Below are 21,924 nucleotides of genomic sequence, written 5' to 3'. Positions count from 1 at the left end.
AACGGTTTGCCGTTGCCCGTCAGCGACGACGGGCAACGGCACCTCCGGATCGCGCGTGTGGGCGCGCTCAGACCGCGAAGAGCAGCCCGGCACTGATCAGGACGACGACCGCGGTGGCGAAGTGGATCCCGAAGGCCACCGCCTTCGCACCGCCGTGGCGCAGCACGATCAGCGTGTCGCCGAGCGGTACGAGTGCCACGGCGAGCATGAACCAGGCCTCGGCACGTGCCCCCGCGAAGGCGAGCACCGCCAGCCCGGCCAGACCGAAGGTGCCGTCCCGCAGGCCCTTGATCGTCAGGTAGGCACCGGCATCACCGCCGGGGTCGGCCGGGACGCCGTATCCGGCGGCGGAGGGGGCCGGCTGGAACAGGAACCGGTAGCCGAGGAACAGGCAGAACAGGTTGAGCACGACGGCCAGGCTGTACGCGGCGACGGTCACGTCTCTCCTCGATTTCTAGCAGCGCTAGGGATGAGAGCGAAGCTAGCAGAGCGCCGACAGGAACGCTAGCGATGCTAGAATTCTGCTCATGACGATCCAGACGCGCCGGGAGCGCGAACGAGCCGAACGCGAGCGGCTGATCGTGACGGCCGCACGGGAACTGGCGGAGGCGGAGGGCTGGGACGCGGTGACCACGCGCCGGCTCGCCGATGAGATCGAGTACAGCCAGCCGGTCCTCTACAGCCACTTCAAGGGCAAGGGCGCGATCATGGCGGCGGTGGCGGTGCAGGGCTGCGCGGACCTGGCCGACGAGCTCCGGGCGGCGCGCACGGCAGCCGGGAGCACCCGTGAGGCGCTGGCGGCGGTGGGCGGGGCGTACACCGCCTTCGCCAGGCGGCGTCCCGCGCTCTACGACGCGATCTTCACGCTGGCCGTGGACCTGCCGTTCGCCACACCCGAGGCCCCGGCGCCCCTGCAGGACGCCTTCGGCGAACTGCTGCGGGCCGTCCGGCCGATCGCGGCCGAGGGCGAGGACACGGGGTTGCTGACGGAGACGTACTGGGCCGGATTGCACGGTCTGGTGACCCTGATGCGCAGCGGCCGGCTGCCCGAGGACGCGCACGAGCGACGGCTTACGCTGCTGATCAGCCACTTCGTGCCTCAGGACACGGACTGAACGCTCCTCCGAAGGGAACGGAGCCGGGCGAGGCGGAACGGCGGCCGAAAGGGTCAGGTCACTCGTCGGCCGTCACAGCGGGCAGCGCGGCGCGCGGCCGCTGCCACCCCCTGGGCCCCCGCGCCCGCAGCCACGCCGTGGTCTCCTCGGGGGGCATCGCCGCCGCGACCAGCCACCCCTGTACGGCGTCGCACCCCAGGTCCCGCAGCCGCTCCCAGGTCTCGTCGTCCTCGACGCCCTCGGCGACGACGAGCAGGCCGAGGGAGTGCGCGAGGTCGACGGTGCAGCGCACGATCTCCGCGTCCTCGGTGTCGACCGCGAGCCGCGCCACGAACGACCGGTCGATCTTCAGTTCGCTGACCGGGAGCCGGCGCAGGTGCACGAGCGAGGAGTAGCCCGTGCCGAAGTCGTCCAGGGACATTTTCACGCCGTGCCCGGTCAGGGCGTTGAGGGTGTCGGCCGCGCGCTGCGGGTCCTCCAGGAGGACGTGCTCCGTGATCTCGAGTTGGAGCGCTCCCGCGGGGACGCCGTGCCGGGCCAGCCGGGCGGCGACGGAGCCGGCGAAACCGGGGGTGTGCACGTCACGCGGGGAGACGTTCACCGCGACCGGTACGAACAGGTCCTGGGACCGCCAGCGCGCGACCTGGCCGAGCGCGGCCTCCAGGACGTATTCGGTGAGGTGGGGCATCAGGCCCGAGGACTCGGCGATCGCTATGAACTCGTCCGGCGGCACCTTGCCCCGCTCCGGGTGCACCCAGCGGACCAGGGCCTCCAGGCCCACGACCTGTCCGTCGAAGCGGACCTTCGGCTGGTAGTGCAGATGGACCTCGCCCGCTTCGAGGGCGCGACGCAGATCGCCCAGCAGGCCGAGCCGGTCGGGGGTGTTCGAGTCGCGCTTGGACTCGTAGACCTCCACGCCCGTACGGTCCCGCTTCGCCTGGTACATCGCCACGTCCGCCCGCCGCAGCAGCCCTTCGGCGTCCAGGGCGTGGTCGGGGAAGACGGCGACTCCGGCGCTGGCCTCCAGGACGAGGGTGAGGCCGTCGAGGTCGAGGGGGGAGCTGAGCGCGGTGACCAGGCTCCGGGCGACCCGGGTCGCGGACGTCGTGGAGTCGGCGACCGGCAGTAAGACGGCGAATTCGTCCCCGCCGAGCCGGGCGGCCTCGGCCCCGCGTGGCAGTGCCACCCGCAGCCGGTCGGCGATCTGCAGCAGCAGCCGGTCACCGGCGAGATGACCCAGTGTGTCGTTGACCGACCGGAACCGGTCGAGGTCTATCAGCATCAGGGCGGCGCGGGCGTCGATCCGCTCGGCGTCGTCCAGCGCGGTCCAGATGCGCTCCAGCAGCCACTGGCGGTTGGGCAGCCCGGTGAGCGGGTCGCGCAGCTGCTCCTCGGCACGGGCCCGGGCTATCCACAGGGTGGAGTCCAGGGCGATGAGGGGGACGGAGAACAGCGGCAGCAGGATCGGCTTGGCCACGGCCACCACGCAGACCAGCGGCGCGATCCCCAGCAGCGCGACCGCGACCAGGCCTTGTCTGACCAGGGCGGTGCGGGCGACGGTGGGCAGCCCTGGGCGCGGGGCGTGCAGATACCAGAGCAGGACGCGGGTGACCATCAGGTAGGCGGCGGCGACCAGGGCCACCTGGGGGGCGGTGGCGAGCGTCCAGGCGTCGGGCCGCGCGGGGGACTCGACGGAGGGCACGGTCCCGAACACGGCGAGCACCAGGGCGCCGGCGCCGATGCCGAGGAGGTCGACCGCCCCGTGCAGCACGCCCTGGCGCCAGCGGTTGCGGCGGGCCACGCCGACCAGCACGACGACCGTGAGGCTGACCATGCCGGCCGGTACCCAGCCGTAGAGGAGCAGCACGGCGAGGGTGAGGGCGGCGCCCGAGCCGGTGCCGCCCCACCAGCGGGAGCGGCCGAGCATGACGAGGTGGCCGACGATGACGCCGGTCAGCACGGCCAGCGCCCAGCCGGCCGTGCCGGACGGGAACAGCGCGTGGCCGCCGGTGAAGGCGCGGTAGAAGCCGGCGCCCAGGACGAACCCGGCCGCCGCGACGACCGCCGCGGGCAGCGCGGGCCAGGAGTGGTGCGGTTCGCCGTCCGCGTCCTCGCCGGTCAGTCCTGGGGTGTGCTCGGTGACCGGTTGTGCGGCGCCGCGGCCGTCCGCCGCGGCGCGCCCCCCGGTGGCACGCCCGTCCGCCGTGTACTGTCCGACGGCGCGCACCTCCGCACCCGGACGCACCGCCGGCCGTCCGACCCCACGGACCGCACGCCATACGACCGCCATGCGGCGCAGGCGCAGCCGTGCGCCCGGCACGGCGCTCTCGGTCGGTTCCATTCCCGTCCCTCTCACAGCCGGCGGTGCCCACGCCCCGCGGACCGGTGCCCGACAACCCTCATCGGCCCGCGTTGGAAATCCCTTCCCCGCGCTCTGGTGCGAGCACGAAGATGCCCCGACCGCAGCTGGGCACGGCAGGCGCACATCTCAACAGTAGGCCGCAGAAGGCTTCCACGGGCAGCGGTCGCGGACGGTTGCCCGAATGCGCCCCGGCCACCCGTATGCATCTGATATGCGCTGAACGGGTGGCCTTCAACCGCTACTCCTCGGCCGAAAGCGCGACTTCGGCCGCCGCGTCCGGTCCCTGCTCCAGCAGGACTTCGAAACCCTCCTCGTTCAGGACCGGCACCTTCATCTGCATCGCCTTGTCGTACTTCGATCCGGGACTGTCACCCACAACGACGAATGACGTCTTCTTCGAAACCGATCCGGTCACCTTCGCACCGCGGGTCTGCAGTGCCTCCTTGGCGCCGTCCCGCGTGAAGTGTTCGAGGGTGCCGGTGACGACGACGGTGAGCCCTTCGAGCGGGCGCGGTCCCTCGTCCTCGCCGGTGCTCTCCTCCTCCATGCGGACGCCGGAGGCCTTCCACTTACGGATGATTTCGCGGTGCCAGTCCTCGGCGAACCACTCCTTGACGGCGGCCGCGACGATCGGACCGACGCCGTCCGTGTTCTTCAGCTCCTCCTCCGTGGCCTGGTCGATGCGCTCGATCGAGCGGAACTCCCTGGCCAGCGCCTCGGCCGCGACCGGTCCGACATGACGGATCGACAGGCCGGTGAGGACGCGGGCGAGCGGGCGCTGCTTGGCCGCCGCGATGTTCTCCAGCATGGCGAGCGCGTTCTTGCGGGGGTTGCCCTCCTGGTTGGCAAAGATCGTGGCGACCTTCTCCTCGCCGGTCTTCGGGTCGCGCTTGGGCAGGCCGCTGTCCGGGTCGAGGACGTACGCCTTGATGGGCAGCAACTGGTCGATGGTGAGGTCGAACAGGTCGCCCTCGTCGACGAGCGGCGGGTCCTTCGGCTCCAGCGGCGCGGTGAGGGCCGCCGCCGCGACATAGCCGAAGTGCTCGATGTCCAGGGCCTTGCGGCCCGCGAGGTAGAACAGGCGCTCGCGCAACTGCGCCGGGCAGGTGCGGGCGTTCGGGCAGCGCAGATCGACGTCGCCCTCTTTCATCGGCCGCAGCGCCGTACCGCACTCGGGGCACTCGCTCGGCATCACGAACTCGCGCTCGCTGCCGTCGCGCTTGTCGACAACCGGCCCGAGGATCTCCGGGATGACGTCACCGGCCTTGCGCAGCACCACCATGTCGCCGATGAGGACGCCCTTGGCCTTGACGACGTCCTGGTTGTGCAGGGTGGCGAACTCGACCTCGGAGCCGGCGACCGTGACCGGCTCGACCTGGGCGTACGGCGTGACCCGGCCCGTGCGTCCCACACCCACGCGGATGTTGACGAGCTTGGTGTTGACCTCCTCCGGCGCGTACTTGTACGCGATGGCCCAGCGCGGCGCGCGCGAGGTGGAGCCGAGGCGGCCCTGGAGCGGGATCTGGTCGAGTTTGACGACGACGCCGTCGATCTCCCACTCCACGGAGTGGCGGTTCTCGCCGAAGTGGGCGATGAACTCCCGGATGCCGTCCAGGCCGTCGACCACCCGGTTGTGGCCGGAAACGGGCAGGCCCCAGGTCTTCAGCAGGTCGTAGGCCTGGGAGAGGCGGGTCAGGCCGGTGAAGCCCTCCAGGGCGCCGATGCCGTGGACCACCATGTGCAGGGGGCGGGTGGCGGTGACGCGCGGGTCCTTCTGGCGCAGTGAACCGGCGGCCGCGTTGCGCGGGTTGGCGAAGGGCTTGTCGCCGGCCCCGACGAGCCGGGCGTTGAGCTCCTGGAACTTCTCCATCGGGAAGTAGACCTCGCCGCGGATCTCCACGAGGTCGGGGACGGAGTCGCCCTTGAGGCGCTCCGGGATCTCGGCGATCGTCCGGACGTTCGGTGTGATGTCCTCGCCGGTGCGGCCGTCGCCGCGGGTCGCCGCGCGGGTGAGACGGCCGTGCTCGTAGGTGAGGTTCACGGCGAGGCCGTCGACCTTCAGCTCGCACAGGAAGTGGTAGTCCTGCTCGCCCAGTTCCCTGGCGATGCGCTCCGTCCAGGCGGCCATCTCCTCGTCGTTGAACGTGTTGTCGAGGGAGAGCATGCGCTGGCGGTGCTCGACCGCCGTGAACTCCGTCTCGTACGACCCGGACACCTTCTGGGTCGGCGAGTCGGGCGTGCGCAGCTCCGGATGCTCCTCCTCCAGCGCCTCCAGGGAACGCAGCAGTTCGTCGAACTCCGCGTCGCTGACGACGGGAGCGTCCTTCACGTAGTACCGGAAGCGGTGCTCCTCGATCTGCTCAGCGAGGCGCGCGTGCTTCTCCCGTGCCTCGGCGGGCACCGTCGTCGTCTCCGCCTGCTTGTCCCCGGCCACCGTGTCGTCCTCCCGTTACTCTGGGTTGTCCGCGAGAGATCTCGCCGCCCGGACGCAGTGGGCGAGAGCCGTGCGCGCGTACCCCGGGGAGGCCCCCGCGAGTCCGCACGCCGGGGTGACCGTGACCGCCTCCGCGAGAAGCCCCGGTGACAGCCCCAGCCTGCGCCACAGCGTCCTGACACCCATGACGCTACCGGCAGGGTCTGACAATGGGCCCTCCGTGCCCGGGACGACACCGGTGAAGAGCCGGGTACCGGCCTCCACCGCCTCGCCGATCGCGTCGTCGTCACGCTCGGTGAGCAGGGAGAAGTCGAAGGAGACGGCCGCCGCGCCCGCCCGGCGGAGCAGGGCGAACGGGACGTCCGGTGCGCAGGAGTGGACGACGGCGGGGCCGTCGTGCACCCCCATGGCGTCGCGGAGCGTGGCCTCGACGATCTGCCGGTCGACGGCCCGGTGGGTGCGGTAGCCGCTGGCGGACTTCACCTGGCCGCGGAGCACGGCCGTGAGGGACGGCTCGTCGAACTGGAGCACGAGCCGCGCGCCGGGGATCCGCCGCTGTACCTCCGCGAGATGCAGGCGCAGCCCCTCGGCGAGGGAGGCGGCGAGGTCGCGGCAGGCTCCGGGGTCGGAGAGGGCGGCCTCGCCGTTGCGTAGCTCAAGGTTGGCGGCGAGGGTCCAGGGCCCGACGGCCTGGACCTTCAGCGGCCCCTCGTACTCCTGTGTGAACTCCTCCAGCGCGTCGAGGTCCTCGCCGAGCCAGGAGCGGGCCCGTTTGGTGTCCCGTCCGGGACGGTCGCCGAGGCGCCAGCCGCTGGGCTCCACGCGCGCGTACAGCTCGACGAGCAGTCCGGCGGTCCGCCCGATCATGTCCGCGCCTGGTCCCCGGGCGGGCAGTTCGGGCAGGAAAGGGAAGTCCTCGAAGGTTCCGGTGACGGTCTTGGCGGCTTCTCGGGCGTCGCCGCCCGGCATGGATCCGACGCCGGTGGCGGGGGCGAAGGTGGGGTTTGCGTTCACGCCGAGAAGCCTATGTTTTCCGCCCCCGCCGCCCCTACCCGTCCCGTCCTTCTGGGGCTCCGCCCCAGACCCCGCTCCTCAAACGCCGGAGGGGCTGAGTTTTTCAGCCCGTCCGGCGTTTGAGGACGAGGCCGTTCAGGCCGAAGTGGGGGTCCGGGGGCGGCAGCCCCCGGGGACGGGACGGGTAGGGGCGGCGGGGGCGAGGAAGTCAGCGGCCCGGACGCACCGTCAGGTCGTTCACCTCCGCGTCCCGGGGCAGATCCAGAGCCATCACCAGCGTGGTCGCCACCGACTCGGGGTCGATCCACCGGGCGGCGTCGTACTCCTTGCCCTCCTGCTGGTGCACCTTGGCCTGCATGGGGCTGGCCGTGCGGCCGGGGTAGACCGAGGTGACACGGACACCGGCCGCGTGCTCCTCGTGGCGCAAGGAGTCGGCGAGGGCCTTCAGGCCGTGCTTGGAGGCGGCGTACGCGGACCAGCCGGCGTGGGCGTTGAGGCCGGCGCCGGAGTTGACGAAGACCACGTGGCCCCGGGCGGCGCGCAGCTGGGGCAGGAAGTGCCGGGTCAGCTCGGCGGGGGCGACGAGGTTGACGTTGAGCTGGTGGCGCCAGGTCTTCGGGGTGAGCTCCCCGACCGGGCCGAGGTCGACGACGCCGGCGATGTGCAGCAGCGAGTCCACGCGGTCGGGCAGCGACTGGTGGGAGAAGGCCCAGGAGAGCTTGTCGGGGTCGGACAGGTCCCCGACGAGCGTCTTCGCCCCCGGGAACCCGGCCGCCAGCTCCTTGGCGCGGCCCGCGTCGCGCGCGTGCAGCACGAGGTCGTCCCCGCGCGCGTGCAGACGTCGGGCCACGGCCGCGCCGATGCCGGAGCCCGCTCCGGTGATCACATGAGTAGCCATGCCCGCCATGCTCGCATCAGCGTCAGGGGCATCCGTCACTCGATGCCGCGGCTCTCCTCCAGGTACGCCAGCGCCCCCACCGGCTCCTCCGCGAAGAACACCAGGTCGGTGAGCGGGCGGGGCAGGAAGCCCTCGTCCTCCATGCGGCGGAACTGCTCCTTCAGGCCGTCGTAGAAGCCCGCGGTGTTGAGCAGGACGACCGGCTTGTCCGTGTGGCCGTGCTTCTTCAGTTCCAGGATCTCGGTCGCCTCGTCGAGCGTGCCCGTGCCGCCGACCATGATGACCACGGCGTCGGCCTTCTCCAGGAGGAGCCTCTTGCGCTCGGCGAGGTCCTCGGCGACGACCATCTCGTCGACGCCCGGGCGGGCCTTCGCCGAGAGGAACTTCACGGAGACGCCGGTGAGCCGGCCGCCCGCCTCCTGCACCCCGTCGGCGACCACCTTCATGAGGCCGACGTCCGAGCCGCCCCACACCAGGGTGTGTCCGCCCTTGCCCAGCAGGGTGGCGAACTCCCGGGCGGGCCGGGTGTAGCGCTCGTCGAGGTCGGCGGCGGAGAGGAAGACACAGATGTTCATGAGCCCACCGTACGGGCACGGTCGGGTGCCGCGGTGACCCGAATCTTGGACTGCCGGTGCGGGAGCTTCTCCCAGTCGTCCATGAACCGGGCGTCCAGGCCGTGCTTCGCGGCGAGTTCGGTCAGCGTCCGCGTCCGGTAGTAGAAGTCCTCGTGGAGCACCTGGTGCTCCTCGCCCTCGGTGCGGTCGAAGGTGAAGTCGAAGAAGCCGCCGGGCGCGAGGATCCGGCCGACGTGGGCGAAGCACTCCTCTATGACGTGCGGAGGCGAGTGCGAGAAGACGCTGTGCGCGTGCACGACGTCGAAGTGCGCGTCGGGCAGGAAGGCGAAGGTGAGGTCGTCGGCGAGCGCCAGGTAGGGCATCTTGGACTGGAGGCCCTCGGAGACGAGGGTGTCCTGGGCGGCGAGCAGGATGTGCGGCGAGATGTCGATGCCGTAGTAATGGCCGGCGTCGAGATGGTCGATGAACAGGCGCCCGGCGCGCAGATTGCCGCAGCCGATCTCCAGCATCCGGTGCTCGGGCCGGAGGCCGTGCCCCACCAGGTAGTCGAACTGCATGCGCCCGATCCGCGTCCACGCCTCGCGGGAGGGGTTGTGCCCCACCGCCGCCTCCGCGCTGCGGGCCGCGTCGGAGGCCATCACGGCGCGGTAGTAGGAGATGTGGTCGCGGTAGCGCAGCCGCAGCCAGGCGTCCCGTGCCGCGCGCCGGGCGTGCGCGGGCACGCGCCCCGGGTGGCGCAGGGCGTACCTGACCTGGTGGGCCAGAGTGCTGCGGTTTCCGGCCGGTTCCGTTGCTCGCATGCGGGCCTCCTGCGGCGAGGGAAGAACTCCGCTACAGCGTGCGCTGTATCGAGGGACTCGGCTACCCAAGGAGGGCGATCGTGACCAGAGGGCATCGCATCACCGTCGAACCGAGCGGACGGCACGTACGCGTGGTGCGCGGCGGACAGGTCCTGGCGGAGAGTGACCGGGCGCTGGTCCTGCGGGAGACGGGCTGTCCGGAGCGCTACTACCTCCCGGCCGAGGACGTACGCCTGGAGCTGCTGACCCCGTCCGGCACACAGACGTACTGCCCGTTCAAGGGCACCGCCTCCTACTGGTCGCTGCCGGAGGCGGCGGACCTCGTGTGGGCGTATCCGGATCCCGAGCCGGACGTCGCGGAGATCAAGGACCACCTGTGCTTCTACGAGGTGGAAGTGACGTGATCGGCTGACGCACGGCCCGCCTCACCGATGAACACCCCGCCGTGCGGCAGTCTGCATGAGCATGGACAAGAAGATCCTTTCGCGCGACGGCACCCGCATCGCCTACGAGGGCACCGGACAGGGCCCCGCGGTCGTCCTGGTGAGCGGCGCGATGTCGACGGGCGGCACCCTTGCGCCGCTGGCCGTGTCGCTCTCGGAGCGTTTCCAGGCCGTCGTCTACGACCGCCGGGGCCGTGGCGCCAGCGGGGACACCGCGCCGTACGCCGTGGAGCGCGAACTCGAGGACCTGGCGGCGGTGATCGAGGCGGTCGGCGGCGAGGCGTTCCTGTACGGCATCTCCTCGGGCGGGGCGCTGGCCCTGGAGGCGGCGGCCGGCGGACTGCCGGTGCGCCGCGTCGCGGTGTACGAGACGCCGTTCGCGATGTCCGAGGAGGGCGCCCAGGAGCGCGCGGAGTACACCGGGCGGCTGACGGAGGCGCTCGGCGAGGGACGGCGCGGTGACGCGGTCGAGCTGTTCCTGCGTCTGGCCGGCCTGGCCGAGCAGGTGATCCAGGGAGCCCGCCAGTCCCCCATGTGGGCCGGTATGGAGGCGATCGCCGGGAGCCTCGCCTACGACGACGCCGTCATGCGCGACGGCCGGGTACCCCGCGACCGGCTGGCCTCGGTCGGCGTCCCCGTCCTGGCGGTCGCGGGCGACGCGAGCCCCGCCTGGCTGCGTGAGGCGGCCCGGGCGATCGCGGACTCGGTCCCCCGGGGCACGTACCGCACGCTCCAGGGGCAGACGCACATGGTCGAGCCGAATGTGCTGACGCCGGTGCTGACGGACTTCTTCCTGCAGGGCTGACGAAGCCGCGTCAGGCCGGCGGCGTGGGCGTCGGGCCAGGGCCCGCCGTCGCACGGGCCACCGAGACGAAACGTGCCGACGCCGATGCTGACGGGCTCCTTCCCGGCGGGACTGACGGGCCCGGCGTCAGGCCACGCCCGCCGTCGCCCGGGTCGTCGAGGCGATCGTCGCCGAGCCCACCACGCGCGTGCCGTCGTACAGCACGATCGCCTGGCCGGGGGCGACGCCGCGGACCGGCTCGGTGAAGGTGACCTCCAGGGAACCGTCGACGAGTTCGGCACGCACCTCGGTCTCGCCGCCGTGGGCGCGGAGCTGGGCCGTGTAGGTGCCGGGGCCCGCGGGGGCGGCGCCGCACCAGCGCGGCTTGATCGCGGTCAGGGCGCTGACGTCCAGCGCGGCGGCCGGGCCGACCGTGACCGTGTTGTCCACCGGCGAGATGTCGAGGACGTAGCGCGGCTTGCCGTCGGGGGCCGGGGTGCCGATGCGCAGGCCCTTGCGCTGGCCGATGGTGAAGCCGTACGCGCCCTCGTGCGTGCCGATCCGGTTGCCGGACTCGTCGACGATGTCGCCCTCGGACCTGCCGAGCCGGTCCGCCAGGAAGCCCTGGGTGTCGCCGTCGGCGATGAAGCAGATGTCGTGCGAGTCGGGCTTCTTGGCCACAGCCAGGTCGCGGCGCTCGGCCTCCGCGCGGATCTCGTCCTTCGTGGTGACCGTGTCGCCGAGCGGGAAGAGCGCGTGGGCGAGCTGCCGGTCGTCCAGCACGCCCAGGACGTACGACTGGTCCTTGGCCATGTCGGAGGCGCGGTGCAGCTCACGGGTGCCGTCGGCAAGCGTGACGACCTTGGCGTAGTGGCCGGTGCACACCGCGTCGAAGCCCAGCGCGAGCGCCTTGTCGAGGAGGGCCGCGAACTTGATCTTCTCGTTGCAGCGCAGGCAGGGGTTGGGGGTGCGGCCGGCCTCGTACTCGGCGACGAAGTCCTCGACCACGTCCTCACGGAAGCGGTCGGCGAGGTCCCACACGTAGAAGGGGATCCCGATGACGTCGGCGGCGCGGCGGGCGTCGCGCGAGTCCTCGATGGTGCAGCAGCCGCGCGCGCCCGTCCGGAAGGATTGGGGGTTGGCGGAGAGCGCGAGGTGGACGCCGGTCACGTCGTGGCCGGCCTCGGCCGCGCGGGCGGCGGCGACGGCGGAGTCGACTCCGCCGGACATGGCGGCCAGGACGCGGAGGGGACGGGAGCGCTGCGGGGTTTCAGTCATAACCCTTCAAGGGTAAGGGGGCGCGGGAACCAGGGCCCGCGAGTATCCGTTGACGATCACATGGGACAGCGGAAGGCTTCGAAGGACGGCGACCGGAAGGTCGGCCGTCGCGCGCTGCTGATCGGCGGGGCGGCGGCAGCGGCGGGCAGTGCCGTGCTGGCCCGGGACGAGCTCGCGCGGCTGTGGTGGCGGACTCCCGGCGTCGAGAAGCCGCGCAAGGCGGGCGAGGTCGACTACACGGGTGCCCGCTGGGTGGCGGCCTCGGACGCGAACTGGCGGCGCGCGGACCGCCCCGACGACTTCGGCATAGACATGGTGATCGTCCATGTCACGCAGGGCAGCTTCGACAGCGCGGTGAAGGCCTTCCAGGACCCGGGGCACAAGGCGGCCACGCACTACATCGTCCGCCAGGACGGGCACGTCACGCAGATGATCCGCGAGCTGGACGTGGCGTACCACGCGGGCAACCGCGACTACAACGAACGCAGTGTCGGCATCGAGCACGAGGGCTTCGTGGACCGCCCCCAGGACCTCACGGACGAGATGTACGAGGCCTCGGCCCGCCTCACGGCCCGCGTCTGCGCCCGCTACGACATACCCGTCGACCGCGAGCACATCATCGGCCATGTGGAGGTCCCGGGCACGGACCACACGGACCCGGGGCCGCACTGGGACTGGGACAAGTACATGCGGCTGGTGCGGGAGGCGCGTACCGGGCGGGCGTGACGGAAGCGGCGCTCAGCGGTTGTGCATCCGTCCGAGCCGTTCCGTCGCGGCGGCGACGGCGTCCTGAAGTTCCCGCGCGACGGACCCCTGCCTGCGCGAGCGCTCGTACAGGGCGCTGGCGCTCAGTCCTGCCGGAAGGAGCTCGCCGACCTCGGGTAATTCGATCTCACGGTACTCACCGGCGAGGCGGATGACGTCGCCGAGAACTTTGCCCAGCCTCTTCCGCCTGAGCACCGCCCCTTCGAACACATCGACCCTCTCCTGGACGAACTCGAGGTCTTTGGCGGTCGTGGGCCGGGTGTCCAGCTGTCGGAGCCGGGTGAAGAGCTCGGTCAGCGCCTCCAGCGGGCCGGCGAGGTCCTGACGGCGCTGCTTGAGCTTGCGCAGGACGAGCTTGACCGCCAGAGCGAGAAGCCCGAGGCCCGCCGTGACGACGGCCGTGAGATACACGGGCGCGGCAGCGGCAGCGGCTTCGGTCAGCGCGTGCGAAGGCATGGCAGGTTCCGTTCCCAAGGGCAGGCGATGTCCCGCGTCGGGGGACTGTGCGCGACCCGTGAGAAACGTGCGCGCAAAGCTCACGTTAACGTCGCGAACACCGAGACCTCGTCGGCAGAAGTGCACAATCTGCGACCCGGAAAACTATGCCGGTCGCACAGAAGCCTCTGACGCACTCTTGGGAGCCGGTTCGGTGGCGCATATCGGACCTGTCGCGCTGAAGCCCAGGTCATCAGCCCTTTGAGGACCTCACCCACACCGCCGCCCCCGGGAAGCGGGGGCAAGCGTTCCGCGTGCGAAACACGTGCGTTCCAGCCGGGCGGTTCGCCAAGCGTTTCAACGTGCGCTTCGGTACGCTCCCAGAAACGGAAACGGTAGGTGACCAGCGTGTCCGAGGATCAGGGGAACGCGTTGTTCGACGCGGTCGACGCCTTGCTGGAAGAGGCTTCACCGGCGGACGGACTGCCCGAGCCGGCCGAGCGCAAGCGCCTGCGTGAGGCCGGCAGTCTCAGCCAGGAGCGTGTGGCCCACACTCTGGGGGTCCGCAGGGAGACCGTGAGCGCGTGGGAAGCGGGCCGTTCGGAGCCCCGTCCGCCTCAACGGGCCGCCTACATCCGGCTGCTGACGGGTCTCGCGGCCAAGTTCCCGCCGCCGCAGAGCATCGCGCCGCAGCAGTCCGTGCTCCGCGCCATCACGGCTCCGGCCGCCACCCCGCAGTCGGCGCCGGGAAGCGGGCACAAGCCGCCGCGGGCCGCGTCCGACTGACCTGCCCTCAGGTCAGCCCCGCCGCCCGTGCCCGCTCCACCGCGGGACCGATGGCCTTGGCGAGGGCCTTGATGTCGGACTCGGTGGAGGTGTGGCCGAGGGAGAAGCGGAGGGTGCCGCGGGCCAGGTCGGGGTCGGTGCCGGTGGCGAGGAGGACGTGGCTGGGCTGGGCGACGCCGGCGGTGCAGGCGGAGCCCGTGGAGCATTCGATGCCCTGGGCGTCGAGCAGGAGCAGGAGGGAGTCGCCCTCGCAGCCGGGGAAGGTGAAGTGCGCGTTGGCTGGGAGGCGGCCCTCCGGTGCGGGGTCGCCGCCGAGGATCGCGTCCGGCACGGCCGAGCGGACGGCGCCGACCAGGGCGTCGCGCAGGGCGCCGATCTCGCGGGCGAACCACTCGCGCTGCTCGGCGGCCAGCCGCCCGGCGACCGCGAAGGAGGCGATGGCGGGTACGTCGAGGGTGCCGGAGCGCACATGGCGTTCCTGGCCGCCGCCGTGCAGGACCGGCACGGGGGCGTGCTCGCGGCCGAGGAGCAGCGCGCCGATGCCGTAGGGGCCGCCGATCTTGTGGCCGGACACCGTCATCGCGGCGAGCCCCGAGGCGGCGAAGTCCACGGGGATCTGGCCGAAGGCCTGGACGGCGTCCGAGTGCAGGGGGACACCGAACTCGGCGGCCACGTCGGCGAGTTCGCGGATCGGCAGAATCGTCCCGATCTCGTTGTTCGCCCACATGACGGTGGCGAGGGCCACGTCGTCGGGGTCGCGGGCGATCGCCTCGCGCAGGGCGTCCGGGTGGACGCGGCCGTGGGCGTCGACCGGCAGGTACTCGATGGTGGCGCCCTCGTGTTCGCCGAGCCAGTGCACGGCGTCGAGGACGGCGTGGTGCTCGACGGGGCTGGCGAGGACGCGGGTGCGGGCCGGGTCGGCGTCGCGGCGTGACCAGTAAAGGCCCTTGACGGCGAGGTTGTCGGCCTCCGTGCCGCCCGAGGTGAAGACGACCTCGCTGGGGCGGGCGCCGAGGGCTTCGGCGAGGGTCTCGCGGGCCTCCTCGACGGTACGGCGGGCCTGCCTGCCGGATGCGTGGAGGGAGGAGGCGTTGCCGGTGGCACCCAGGTGCGCGGTGAGCGCCTCTGCCGCCTCCGGGAGCATCGGGGTGGTCGCGGCGTGGTCGAGGTAAGCCATGGTGAGCCCGATTCTACGGCTCTGGTTCCACGGGCCTCAGAGCAAGGCTGGCCGAACGTGAACCGCTTTCCCGCGCGGCTGCGGCCCGTCGTCCCCGGGCCCGGCCGCGCCGTGCCGGCGCACGGTCGCCCGACGGCGGCTCAGAAGCTCCAGGAGATCGTGCTGTCGAACTCCATGAACGCCGCCAGGACCAGCAGGTCGGCGATGCCCAGGCCCAGGCCCAGGTAGGCGCGGCCGGGGCGCCCGGTGCCGCGCCACAGGGCGATGCTCGCGAGCGCGATGGCGATCGGGCCGAGGAAGAGGTTGAGGACGAGCAGGCCGAGCAGGCCGAGGACGAAGGACGCGACGGCCATGCCGTCGGTGTCGCGGATACCGGTGCGGCGCGTGGCCGGGGCGGTGAGCTGCATGGTGATCGACTCCTGTCGGGTCGGCGGGACTGCGGTCGGCGGGGTGGTGGGTCGCGGGACGGCGGTCAGTGGGCCTGCGTGTGACGTCGGCGGCTGTGGCGCTCGCGGATCGCGAAGATGCCGAGCCAGGCGGCGATGACCACGCCCGCGGCGACGGAGAAGGTGAGCGGCGCGTGGGCCACGGTGCCCAGCACGACCCCCAGCAGCAGGAGTGCGGCGACGATGAACAGCATGGGAAAAGCCCCCAGGGTTTCGGTGAACGGTTGTGGTTACAGTTGTTCACTGACTTCCCAGTCTAGCGCCTCCCATGACTTTCCAATTCCAGAGAACAGTTGTTAACTGCATGGTATGAGTCACACCCTCGGCATCCGGCAGGCCCAGAAACAGAAGACCCGGCAGGCGCTCCTGGACGCGGCCCTGGGGCTGCTGGAGGAGCAGAGCCTGAGCAGCCTGGGGCTGCGCGAGGTCACGCGCGCCGTCGGTGTCGCCCCGACGGCCTTCTACCGGCACTTCCGCTCGACGGCGGATCTGGGCGTGGCCCTGGTCGAGGAGGCGCTGGGCAGCCTGCACCCGATGATCCGGACGACGGTGTCCGCGACCGGCGACCACGAGGAACGCGTCACGCGCGCCATCGAGCTGATCGCCCGTCACGTCGACGGGTACCCCGCACATGTCCGGTTCATCGCCCGTGAACGGCACGGCGGAGTCCAGCCGGTGCGGGAGGCGATACGGGAGCAACTGGCCCGTTTCGCCCAGGAGGTCAAGGAGGAGCTGGCCAAGGACGCGGTGTCCGAGGGCTGGACCGAGGACGACCTGCTGATGCTCGCGCATCTCTACGTCGACCAGATGCTGATCACGGCGTCGCTCTTCCTGGAGGCGCTGGAGGGCCCGGAGAAGGAGCGCGCGGAGCGGACTCGGCATGTCACGCGGGTGGCGACCCGCCAGATGCGGCTGATCGGCCTCGGCCGCCACCACTGGCTGGACTGACACCCGGCGCGCGACACAGCGGGGCGGCACGCCCGCTCGCCGGGCGCGCCGCCCCTGACGTATTCCGGAGGGCCCCGGCCGGACCCTCACACCCCTGCGCCTACTGCTCCTTCTGCGCCTGCGGGGTCTGCTGCCCCTGCCCGCCCGAGGTCTGACCGCCTCCGGGCCCACCACAGCCTCCACCTTGGCCGCCACCCTGGCCACCGCCGGGACCACCCTGCCCGCCGCCCTGAGCTCCGCCCGGCGCACCGCTGGGGGCGCCCGAAGGCGGCCCGGACGGCGCACCCGACGGCTTGGCACCTCCGGAGGCGGCGCCAGACGGCGCACCGGAAGGAGCCCCCGAGGGCGCACCGGACGGTGCGCCCGAAGGCGCCCCCGACGGCGCCTGGCAGGCCTGCTGCTGTCCGGAGCCGCCACTGTTCGAGGACGACGAGGAGTCACCCGAGCCGCAGGCCACCAGGGCGAGAGGCGACAACGCCAGCAGGGCCACGGCAGGGAGGAGACGAGCACGCTTCATGAGAGACAGCTCCAGGGAAGGTGAGGAAGTCCTGAGGCGAGCACTCAACCAACGCCGCTCAGGACTCCCCTCGGGACGCCCTGTGATCTGTCTGTCAGTGAAGCGAAGTTCAGCCGAGCCGGACCCGGGCGAGCTGCCGGGACTGGGCGACCAGCCGGTCGGCGCTGTCCCAGACCTCGGCGTCCTCCTCCAGGAAGCCGCCGGCGAGGTTGCGCGTGGTGATCGAGACGCGCAGGGGGCCCGGTGCCGGGCGGCAGCGGACGTGCACCGTCAGCTCGACCGTGGGGACCCAGCCCTTCAGCCCGATCTCGAAGGCGGTCGGCGGCAGGGCGTCCACCGCGAGCAGCAGGGAGAGCGGGTCGTGGTCGCGGCCGTCCGCGAGCCCGAACCAGGCGCGCATCTCCCCCTTGCCGGACGGCTGCCCGAGGGCCCAGCCCAGCGTCGACGGGTCCAGCTTGAGCATCAGGCGGTCGGCGATGGCCGAGCTGCCGTCGACCGGGGCGGGGCCGTCCTCCGGGCCGAAGCAGTGCTCCATCGGCGGGATCGCGGGCGGCTCGGCCGTCGTACGGACGTCGTCGGGCAGGGCGTCCAGGTCACCGTAGGAGGCGAGGACGCGGATGCGTTCGACCTCGCGACCCTCGTCGTCGTACTGGAAGAGCGAGGCCTGGCCGGTCGACAGGGTGCGGCCGGTGCGGACGACGTCCGTGCGGACGACCGCCGGGCCGGGCTGGGACGCGGTCAGGTAGTGCGCCGAGACGGTGAACGGGTCGGCGTGCGGCAGGGCGTCCGCGAGCGCGCGGCCCAGGACGGCCAGCAGATAGCCGCCGTTGACGGCGCTGATGATCGTCCAGCCGGCGGAGAGGTCGATGTCGTAGACGCCGGGCGCACGGGGGGTGAGCGCGGTGTCGCGGTCGAACTCGCTGTCGCCGATCGTGGCCCGGACGGTCGGGGCGGTGGCTGCTTCTGGCATGGCTGAACAGTACAAGAACCAGCTACTAAGCGGTAGCTTTCTCGACTTGGCGAACTCCCCCTACTTGGAGCGCGGGCGGTCACACCCTGGCGCTGTGGCGGCCGCAGGTGGTGCCGGCGTTCCGTCGGCTGACGGAGATGACCGGCCGCCGGCCCGTCACGGCAGGAGGGGCTGCTCCTCCTCGCTCACCGTCGACCGCCGGTGCCATGCCCGCGGAGCTCGCCAGTGGTATCGCATCGCGAGCAGCCGCAGCACGAAGGCGGTGACCACCGCGAGGGCGCTGGTCAGCGGGGACAGGACGTCGTAGTGGATGCACAGCACGATCATCGTGGCGCCGACGATCGCCGGAACCGCGTAGAGGTCGCGGTCCCAGCGCAGCAGCGAGGGCACCTCATTGGCGAGCACGTCCCGCAGCACTCCCCCGCCCACGGCGGTCGCCATCCCCAGACAGGCCGAGGCGGTCAGGCCGAGCCCGTACTCGTACGCCTTCGTCGTCCCGGCGACGCAGAACAGCCCGAGGCCGGCCGCGTCGAAGACGTTCACGGCGACCTGGATGCGTTCCACATGCGGGTGCAGGAAGAAGACCAGGAGGGTGGCGAGCAGCGGGGTGAGGAAGTACCCCAGGTCCGTGAAGGCGGCGGGCGGTACGGCCCCGATGACCAGGTCACGGAAGAGACCGCCGCCCAGCGCGGTGACCTCGGCGAGGACGGCCATGCCGAACACGTCGAAGTTCTTCCGGACGGCCAGCAGAGCGCCGGAGATCGCGAAGACGAAGATGCCGATCAGCTCGAGCGAGTGCTGGACGGACGGGGTGAAGAGTTCCTGGAGCACCCGAACATTTTTACCCACGGCCGAGCCCCCGCCCCCAGGTGCGGGGGCGGGGGCTCGGGCGGAGTCACTTCTCCACAGGTGAGCCGTTGTTCTCCGCGGCCTCGTGGGCCGAGGAGAGCAGCTTGGTGTCCTGCGGCTGCTGGTCCTCGAAGTTCTCCGGGTGGTGGCAGGCGACCCGCTGCCCGGCCCGCAGCTCCTTGAGCGGCGGCTCGGTCGTCTTGCACATCTCGGTCGCCTTCCAGCACCGGGTGTGGAAGCGGCAGCCGCTCGGCGGGGCGATCGGCGAGGGCACGTCGCCCCTGAGCAGGATGCGCCCGCTCTTGGTGCCCCGGCGCTTCGGATCCGGTATCGGCACGGCCGACAGCAGGGCCTTGGAGTAGGGGTGCATCGGCGACTTGTACAGCTGGTCGCGCTCGGCCAGCTCGACGATCTTGCCGAGGTACATCACCGCGATCCGGTCCGAGACGTGCCGGACGACCGACAGGTCGTGCGCGATGATCACATACGTCAGACCCAGTTCCTCCTGGAGGTCGTCCAGCAGGTTCACCACCTGCGCCTGGATCGACACGTCCAGCGCGGAGACCGGCTCGTCGGCCACGACCAGCTTGGGGTTGAGCGCGAGCGCGCGGGCGATGCCGATGCGCTGGCGCTGGCCGCCGGAGAACTCGTGCGGATAGCGGTTGTAGTGCTCGGGGTTGAGACCGACCACCGACAGCAGCCGCTGGACCTCCTTCTTCACCCCGCCCTCGGGCTCGACACCCTGGAGCCTGAAGGGGGCGCCGACGATCGTGCCGATCGTGTGCCGGGGGTTCAGTGACGAGTAGGGGTCCTGGAAGATCATCTGCACGTCACGGCGCATCGGGCGCAGATCGCTCGTGCCGAGGTGCGTGATGTCCTTGCCCTCGAACTCGACCGTGCCGCCGGTCGGTTCGAGCAGCCGGGTGATCAGCCGGCCCATGGTGGACTTGCCGCAGCCCGACTCGCCCACGACACCGAGCGTCTCGCCCTTGCGGACCTCGAAGTCGATGCCGTCGACGGCGCGCACCGCGCCGGTCTGCCGCTGGAGCAGGCCCTTGCGGATCGGGAAGTGCTTCTGCAGGCCGGTCACCTTCAGCAGGACATCGCCGTCGGCGGTGGTGTCCTTGGTGAGGGTGCTCCCGCTGGTGTCCGGTTTGCTCACCGTTGTGCCGTCTTCGCTCACCGTTTTGTCGTCGCTCACAGCTTCGGCGCAATCTCTTCGGTCCAGATACGCTCCCGCTGCTCCTGGGTCATGTGGCAGGCGGCCCAGTGCCCGCCGCCGACCTCGGTCAGCTCGGGGCGGACCGTGCGGGTGACGTTGTCCTTCGGGAGGTCCGCGTACGGGCAGCGCGGGTTGAAGGCGCAGCCGGACGGGAGGTTGATGAGGGAGGGCGGCGCGCCCTTGATCGGGATGAGGCGGTCGGTCTCCTCCCGGTCCATACGCGGCATCGAGCCGAGCAGACCCCAGGTGTAGGGGTGCCGGGGCTCGGAGAACACGTCCTCGGCGGAACCGCGCTCCACGCACCGGCCGCCGTACATGACCAGCAGGTCGTCGGCCATCTCGGCGACCACGCCCAGGTCGTGGGTGATCATGATGACCGCGGAGCCGAACTCCTTCTGCAGATCGTGGATCAGATCGAGGATCTGCGCCTGCACGGTGACGTCCAGGGCGGTGGTCGGCTCGTCGGCGATGAGCAGCTCGGGGTTGTTCACCAGCGCCATGGCGATCATCGCGCGCTGGCGCATACCGCCGGAGAACTCGTGCGGGTAGCCGTCCACGCGCTTGGCGGGCTCGGGGATGCCGACCCGGTCGAGCATCTCGATCGCCCGCTGCTTGGCGGCCTTCTTGCTGACGTCGTGGTGGACCCGGTACGCCTCGACGATCTGCTGCCCGACCGAGTAGTAGGGGTGCATCGCCGACAGCGGGTCCTGGAAGATCATGGCCATTTTCCGGCCGCGCAGCCGCCGCACCTCGTCGGGGTCGGCCGCGATCAGCTCCTGGCCGTCCAGCCACACCTCGCCGGAGACCTTGGCACGGGCCGAGCGGTGCAGGCCCATCAGTCCGAGGGAGGTGACGGACTTGCCGGAGCCGGACTCGCCCACGATGCCCAGGGTCTTGCCCTTGCGCACATCGAAGCTGACGCCGTCCACCGACCTGACCAGACCGTCGTCCGTGTCGAAGTGGATGCGCAGATCCCGCACGGACAGGAACACGTCGTCCGCGGTGGACGGGGCGACGGGGTCCGGTTCGCCGAGCGCGGCTTTGTCGAGCTTGCTCACGAGTACCTCACCCGGGGGTCGATGGCGGCGTTCACCAGGTCGACGATCAGATTGCAGAAGACGATGAAGAACGCGGCGACCATGGTCACACCCATGATGATGGGCAGGTCGTTCTGCTGGATGGACTGGATGGCGTAGGCCCCGATGCCCTGCAGCGAGAAGACCGTCTCGGTGAGCACCGCGCTGCCGACCAGCAGACCGAAGTCCATACCGAAGATCGTGACGATCGGGGTCAGCGCGGAGCGCAGGCCGTGCTTCGCCACGACCGTGCTCTCCTTCAGCCCCTTGGCCCTGGCCGTCCTGATGTAGTCCTCGCCCATCGTCTCCAGCATGCCCGCCCGGGTGAGCCGGGCGTAGAGAGCGGAGAAGAGGAAGGCGAGGCTGACCCAGGGCAGGATCAGGTGCCAGGCCCAATCCGCGGGGTTCTCGGTGAACGGGACGTAGTCGACGCTGTCCCAGATGGGGATCTCGTAGACGAAGAGCGCCAGCAGGATCTGGCCGGTGAAGAAGATCGGGAGGGAGACGCCGGAGAGGGCGATGAACATGGCGGTGCGGTCGATGGGCTTGCCCTTGCGCAGCGCGGAGATCACACCCGTCGTCACACCGAAGACCACCCAGATCACCGCGGCGCCGACGGCCAGCGAGAAGGAGACGGGGATCCGCTCCTGAAGCTCGGGCCACACCTCGACGTGGTTCTTGAACGAGTACCCGAAGCAGGGTGCGCTGCAGTGCGTCGCGTCGGGACCGAACTTGTAGTCGGCGCCGATCACGATGCCCTTGATGAAGTCCCAGTACTGGACGTAGACCGGCTGGTCCAGGCCGAGGTTCTGCTTGATCGCGGCGACGGACTCGGGGTTCGCGTCCTTGCCGACGTACTGGGTGGCCAACTGGTCGGCCGTCTGGCCCCCGAGGCGGGGCACCAGGAAGAAGATGGCGAAAGTGACTGCGCTGACCACCAGCAGCAACAGCACCGCGCCCATGACGCGTCGGAGGATGTACGCAGCCACAGCTGTACGGCCCCGGGTGGCCGCGGCGGGATCGTCCGCCG

The 21,924-nt window shown here is 71.2% G+C and carries 23 protein-coding genes; 6 read left to right on the top strand and 17 right to left on the bottom strand.

What is annotated here, in order from left to right:
* Window positions 1-67 precede the first annotated feature (67 nt).
* Window positions 68-439, bottom strand: coding sequence for a DUF4267 domain-containing protein (locus ACFZBT_RS13875; RefSeq protein ID WP_391102505.1), 372 nt, complete (start codon window positions 437-439; stop codon window positions 68-70).
* Between the two features lie 88 nt (window positions 440-527).
* Here ACFZBT_RS13875 and ACFZBT_RS13870 point away from each other — a divergent pair, with 88 nt between their 5' ends.
* Complete coding sequence (locus ACFZBT_RS13870; RefSeq protein WP_391102503.1) at window positions 528-1,115, top strand: WHG domain-containing protein; 588 nt, start codon at window positions 528-530, stop codon at window positions 1,113-1,115.
* Window positions 1,116-1,173: 58 nt separating this feature from the next.
* Here ACFZBT_RS13870 and ACFZBT_RS13865 read toward each other — a convergent pair whose 3' ends face one another.
* From ACFZBT_RS13865 to ACFZBT_RS13840, 6 genes are all read right to left on the bottom strand, one after another.
* Window positions 1,174-3,456, bottom strand: coding sequence for an EAL domain-containing protein (locus ACFZBT_RS13865; RefSeq protein ID WP_391102500.1), 2,283 nt, complete (start codon window positions 3,454-3,456; stop codon window positions 1,174-1,176).
* 259 nt (window positions 3,457-3,715) lie between these two features.
* Window positions 3,716-5,911 (bottom strand): NAD-dependent DNA ligase LigA, encoded by a 2,196-nt coding sequence (gene ligA / locus ACFZBT_RS13860; protein ID WP_391102497.1) that lies wholly within the window; start codon window positions 5,909-5,911, stop codon window positions 3,716-3,718.
* A gap of 15 nt (window positions 5,912-5,926) precedes the next feature.
* Window positions 5,927-6,925, bottom strand: coding sequence for a methionine synthase (locus ACFZBT_RS13855; protein ID WP_391102495.1), 999 nt, complete (start codon window positions 6,923-6,925; stop codon window positions 5,927-5,929).
* A 208-nt stretch (window positions 6,926-7,133) separates the two neighbouring features.
* Window positions 7,134-7,832 carry an SDR family oxidoreductase gene (locus tag ACFZBT_RS13850; protein ID WP_391102492.1) on the bottom strand — a complete coding sequence of 233 codons (699 nt, stop codon included), beginning with the start codon at window positions 7,830-7,832 and terminating at the stop codon, window positions 7,134-7,136.
* Window positions 7,833-7,858: 26 nt separating this feature from the next.
* Window positions 7,859-8,398, bottom strand: coding sequence for a TIGR00730 family Rossman fold protein (locus tag ACFZBT_RS13845; protein ID WP_391102489.1), 540 nt, complete (start codon window positions 8,396-8,398; stop codon window positions 7,859-7,861).
* Window positions 8,395-9,198, bottom strand: a complete 804-nt coding sequence (locus tag ACFZBT_RS13840) for a methyltransferase (protein WP_391102486.1) — start codon at window positions 9,196-9,198, stop codon at window positions 8,395-8,397. Before ACFZBT_RS13840 ends, ACFZBT_RS13845 begins: the two co-directional genes overlap by 4 nt.
* An 80-nt stretch (window positions 9,199-9,278) precedes the next feature.
* Between ACFZBT_RS13840 and ACFZBT_RS13835 the strand changes: the two genes are divergently transcribed.
* Window positions 9,279-9,602: a DUF427 domain-containing protein gene (locus tag ACFZBT_RS13835; RefSeq protein ID WP_391102484.1), complete on the top strand. Its 324-nt coding sequence runs from the start codon at window positions 9,279-9,281 to the stop codon at window positions 9,600-9,602.
* Window positions 9,603-9,663: 61 nt separating this feature from the next.
* Window positions 9,664-10,446: an alpha/beta fold hydrolase gene (locus ACFZBT_RS13830; RefSeq protein ID WP_391102482.1), complete on the top strand. Its 783-nt coding sequence runs from the start codon at window positions 9,664-9,666 to the stop codon at window positions 10,444-10,446.
* Window positions 10,447-10,572: 126 nt separating this feature from the next.
* On the opposite strand, the gene mnmA is transcribed toward ACFZBT_RS13830, so the two are convergent.
* Window positions 10,573-11,703, bottom strand: coding sequence for a tRNA 2-thiouridine(34) synthase MnmA (mnmA, locus tag ACFZBT_RS13825; protein WP_391102479.1), 1,131 nt, complete (start codon window positions 11,701-11,703; stop codon window positions 10,573-10,575).
* 60 nt (window positions 11,704-11,763) lie between these two features.
* Between mnmA and ACFZBT_RS13820 the strand changes: the two genes are divergently transcribed.
* Window positions 11,764-12,429, top strand: a complete 666-nt coding sequence (locus ACFZBT_RS13820) for an N-acetylmuramoyl-L-alanine amidase (protein WP_391102477.1) — start codon at window positions 11,764-11,766, stop codon at window positions 12,427-12,429.
* Window positions 12,430-12,441: 12 nt separating this feature from the next.
* Here ACFZBT_RS13820 and ACFZBT_RS13815 read toward each other — a convergent pair whose 3' ends face one another.
* Entirely contained in the window at window positions 12,442-12,924 is a 483-nt protein-coding gene (locus ACFZBT_RS13815) for a hypothetical protein (protein ID WP_391102475.1), read from the bottom strand.
* 387 nt (window positions 12,925-13,311) lie between these two features.
* Between ACFZBT_RS13815 and ACFZBT_RS13810 the strand changes: the two genes are divergently transcribed.
* A complete protein-coding gene (locus tag ACFZBT_RS13810; RefSeq protein ID WP_391102473.1) occupies window positions 13,312-13,689 on the top strand; it encodes a helix-turn-helix domain-containing protein in 378 nt (125 codons plus the stop codon).
* 7 nt (window positions 13,690-13,696) lie between these two features.
* On the opposite strand, the gene ACFZBT_RS13805 is transcribed toward ACFZBT_RS13810, so the two are convergent.
* The 3 genes from ACFZBT_RS13805 to ACFZBT_RS13795 all read right to left on the bottom strand — a co-directional run bounded on the left by ACFZBT_RS13805 (window position 13,697) and on the right by ACFZBT_RS13795 (window position 15,506).
* Window positions 13,697-14,866 (bottom strand): aminotransferase class V-fold PLP-dependent enzyme, encoded by a 1,170-nt coding sequence (locus tag ACFZBT_RS13805; RefSeq protein ID WP_391102471.1) that lies wholly within the window; start codon window positions 14,864-14,866, stop codon window positions 13,697-13,699.
* A gap of 140 nt (window positions 14,867-15,006) precedes the next feature.
* Window positions 15,007-15,273, bottom strand: coding sequence for a DUF4190 domain-containing protein (locus tag ACFZBT_RS13800; RefSeq protein WP_391102468.1), 267 nt, complete (start codon window positions 15,271-15,273; stop codon window positions 15,007-15,009).
* 65 nt (window positions 15,274-15,338) lie between these two features.
* Window positions 15,339-15,506 carry a hypothetical protein gene (locus ACFZBT_RS13795; RefSeq protein ID WP_184598666.1) on the bottom strand — a complete coding sequence of 56 codons (168 nt, stop codon included), beginning with the start codon at window positions 15,504-15,506 and terminating at the stop codon, window positions 15,339-15,341.
* Window positions 15,507-15,621: 115 nt separating this feature from the next.
* On the opposite strand from ACFZBT_RS13795, the gene ACFZBT_RS13790 reads away from it, so the two are divergent.
* Window positions 15,622-16,260 carry a TetR family transcriptional regulator gene (locus ACFZBT_RS13790; protein ID WP_391102465.1) on the top strand — a complete coding sequence of 213 codons (639 nt, stop codon included), beginning with the start codon at window positions 15,622-15,624 and terminating at the stop codon, window positions 16,258-16,260.
* Window positions 16,261-16,886: 626 nt separating this feature from the next.
* Here ACFZBT_RS13790 and ACFZBT_RS13785 read toward each other — a convergent pair.
* The 5 genes from ACFZBT_RS13785 to ACFZBT_RS13765 all read right to left on the bottom strand — a co-directional run bounded on the left by ACFZBT_RS13785 (window position 16,887) and on the right by ACFZBT_RS13765 (window position 21,883).
* Window positions 16,887-17,747: an acyl-CoA thioesterase domain-containing protein gene (locus ACFZBT_RS13785; protein WP_391102463.1), complete on the bottom strand. Its 861-nt coding sequence runs from the start codon at window positions 17,745-17,747 to the stop codon at window positions 16,887-16,889.
* A 156-nt stretch (window positions 17,748-17,903) separates the two neighbouring features.
* The gene (locus ACFZBT_RS13780) at window positions 17,904-18,578 is read right to left on the bottom strand and encodes a TRIC cation channel family protein (protein ID WP_391102461.1); all 675 of its coding nucleotides are present in this window, start codon (window positions 18,576-18,578) and stop codon (window positions 17,904-17,906) included.
* A 64-nt stretch (window positions 18,579-18,642) separates the two neighbouring features.
* Window positions 18,643-19,758 carry a dipeptide ABC transporter ATP-binding protein gene (locus tag ACFZBT_RS13775; RefSeq protein ID WP_391102459.1) on the bottom strand — a complete coding sequence of 372 codons (1,116 nt, stop codon included), beginning with the start codon at window positions 19,756-19,758 and terminating at the stop codon, window positions 18,643-18,645.
* Between the two features lie 35 nt (window positions 19,759-19,793).
* The gene (locus ACFZBT_RS13770; protein ID WP_391102456.1) at window positions 19,794-20,876 is read right to left on the bottom strand and encodes an oligopeptide/dipeptide ABC transporter ATP-binding protein; all 1,083 of its coding nucleotides are present in this window, start codon (window positions 20,874-20,876) and stop codon (window positions 19,794-19,796) included.
* A complete protein-coding gene (locus ACFZBT_RS13765) occupies window positions 20,873-21,883 on the bottom strand; it encodes an ABC transporter permease subunit (protein ID WP_391102453.1) in 1,011 nt (336 codons plus the stop codon). Before ACFZBT_RS13765 ends, ACFZBT_RS13770 begins: the two co-directional genes overlap by 4 nt.
* Between the last annotated feature and the right edge of the window lie 41 nt (window positions 21,884-21,924).

Origin of the sequence: Streptomyces sp. NPDC008137, assembly GCF_042957035.1 — a bacterium.
GTDB lineage: Bacteria > Actinomycetota > Actinomycetes > Streptomycetales > Streptomycetaceae > Streptomyces.
Note: the sequence above shows the minus strand (reverse complement) of the source record. Positions and strands in the feature narration are given on the sequence as shown.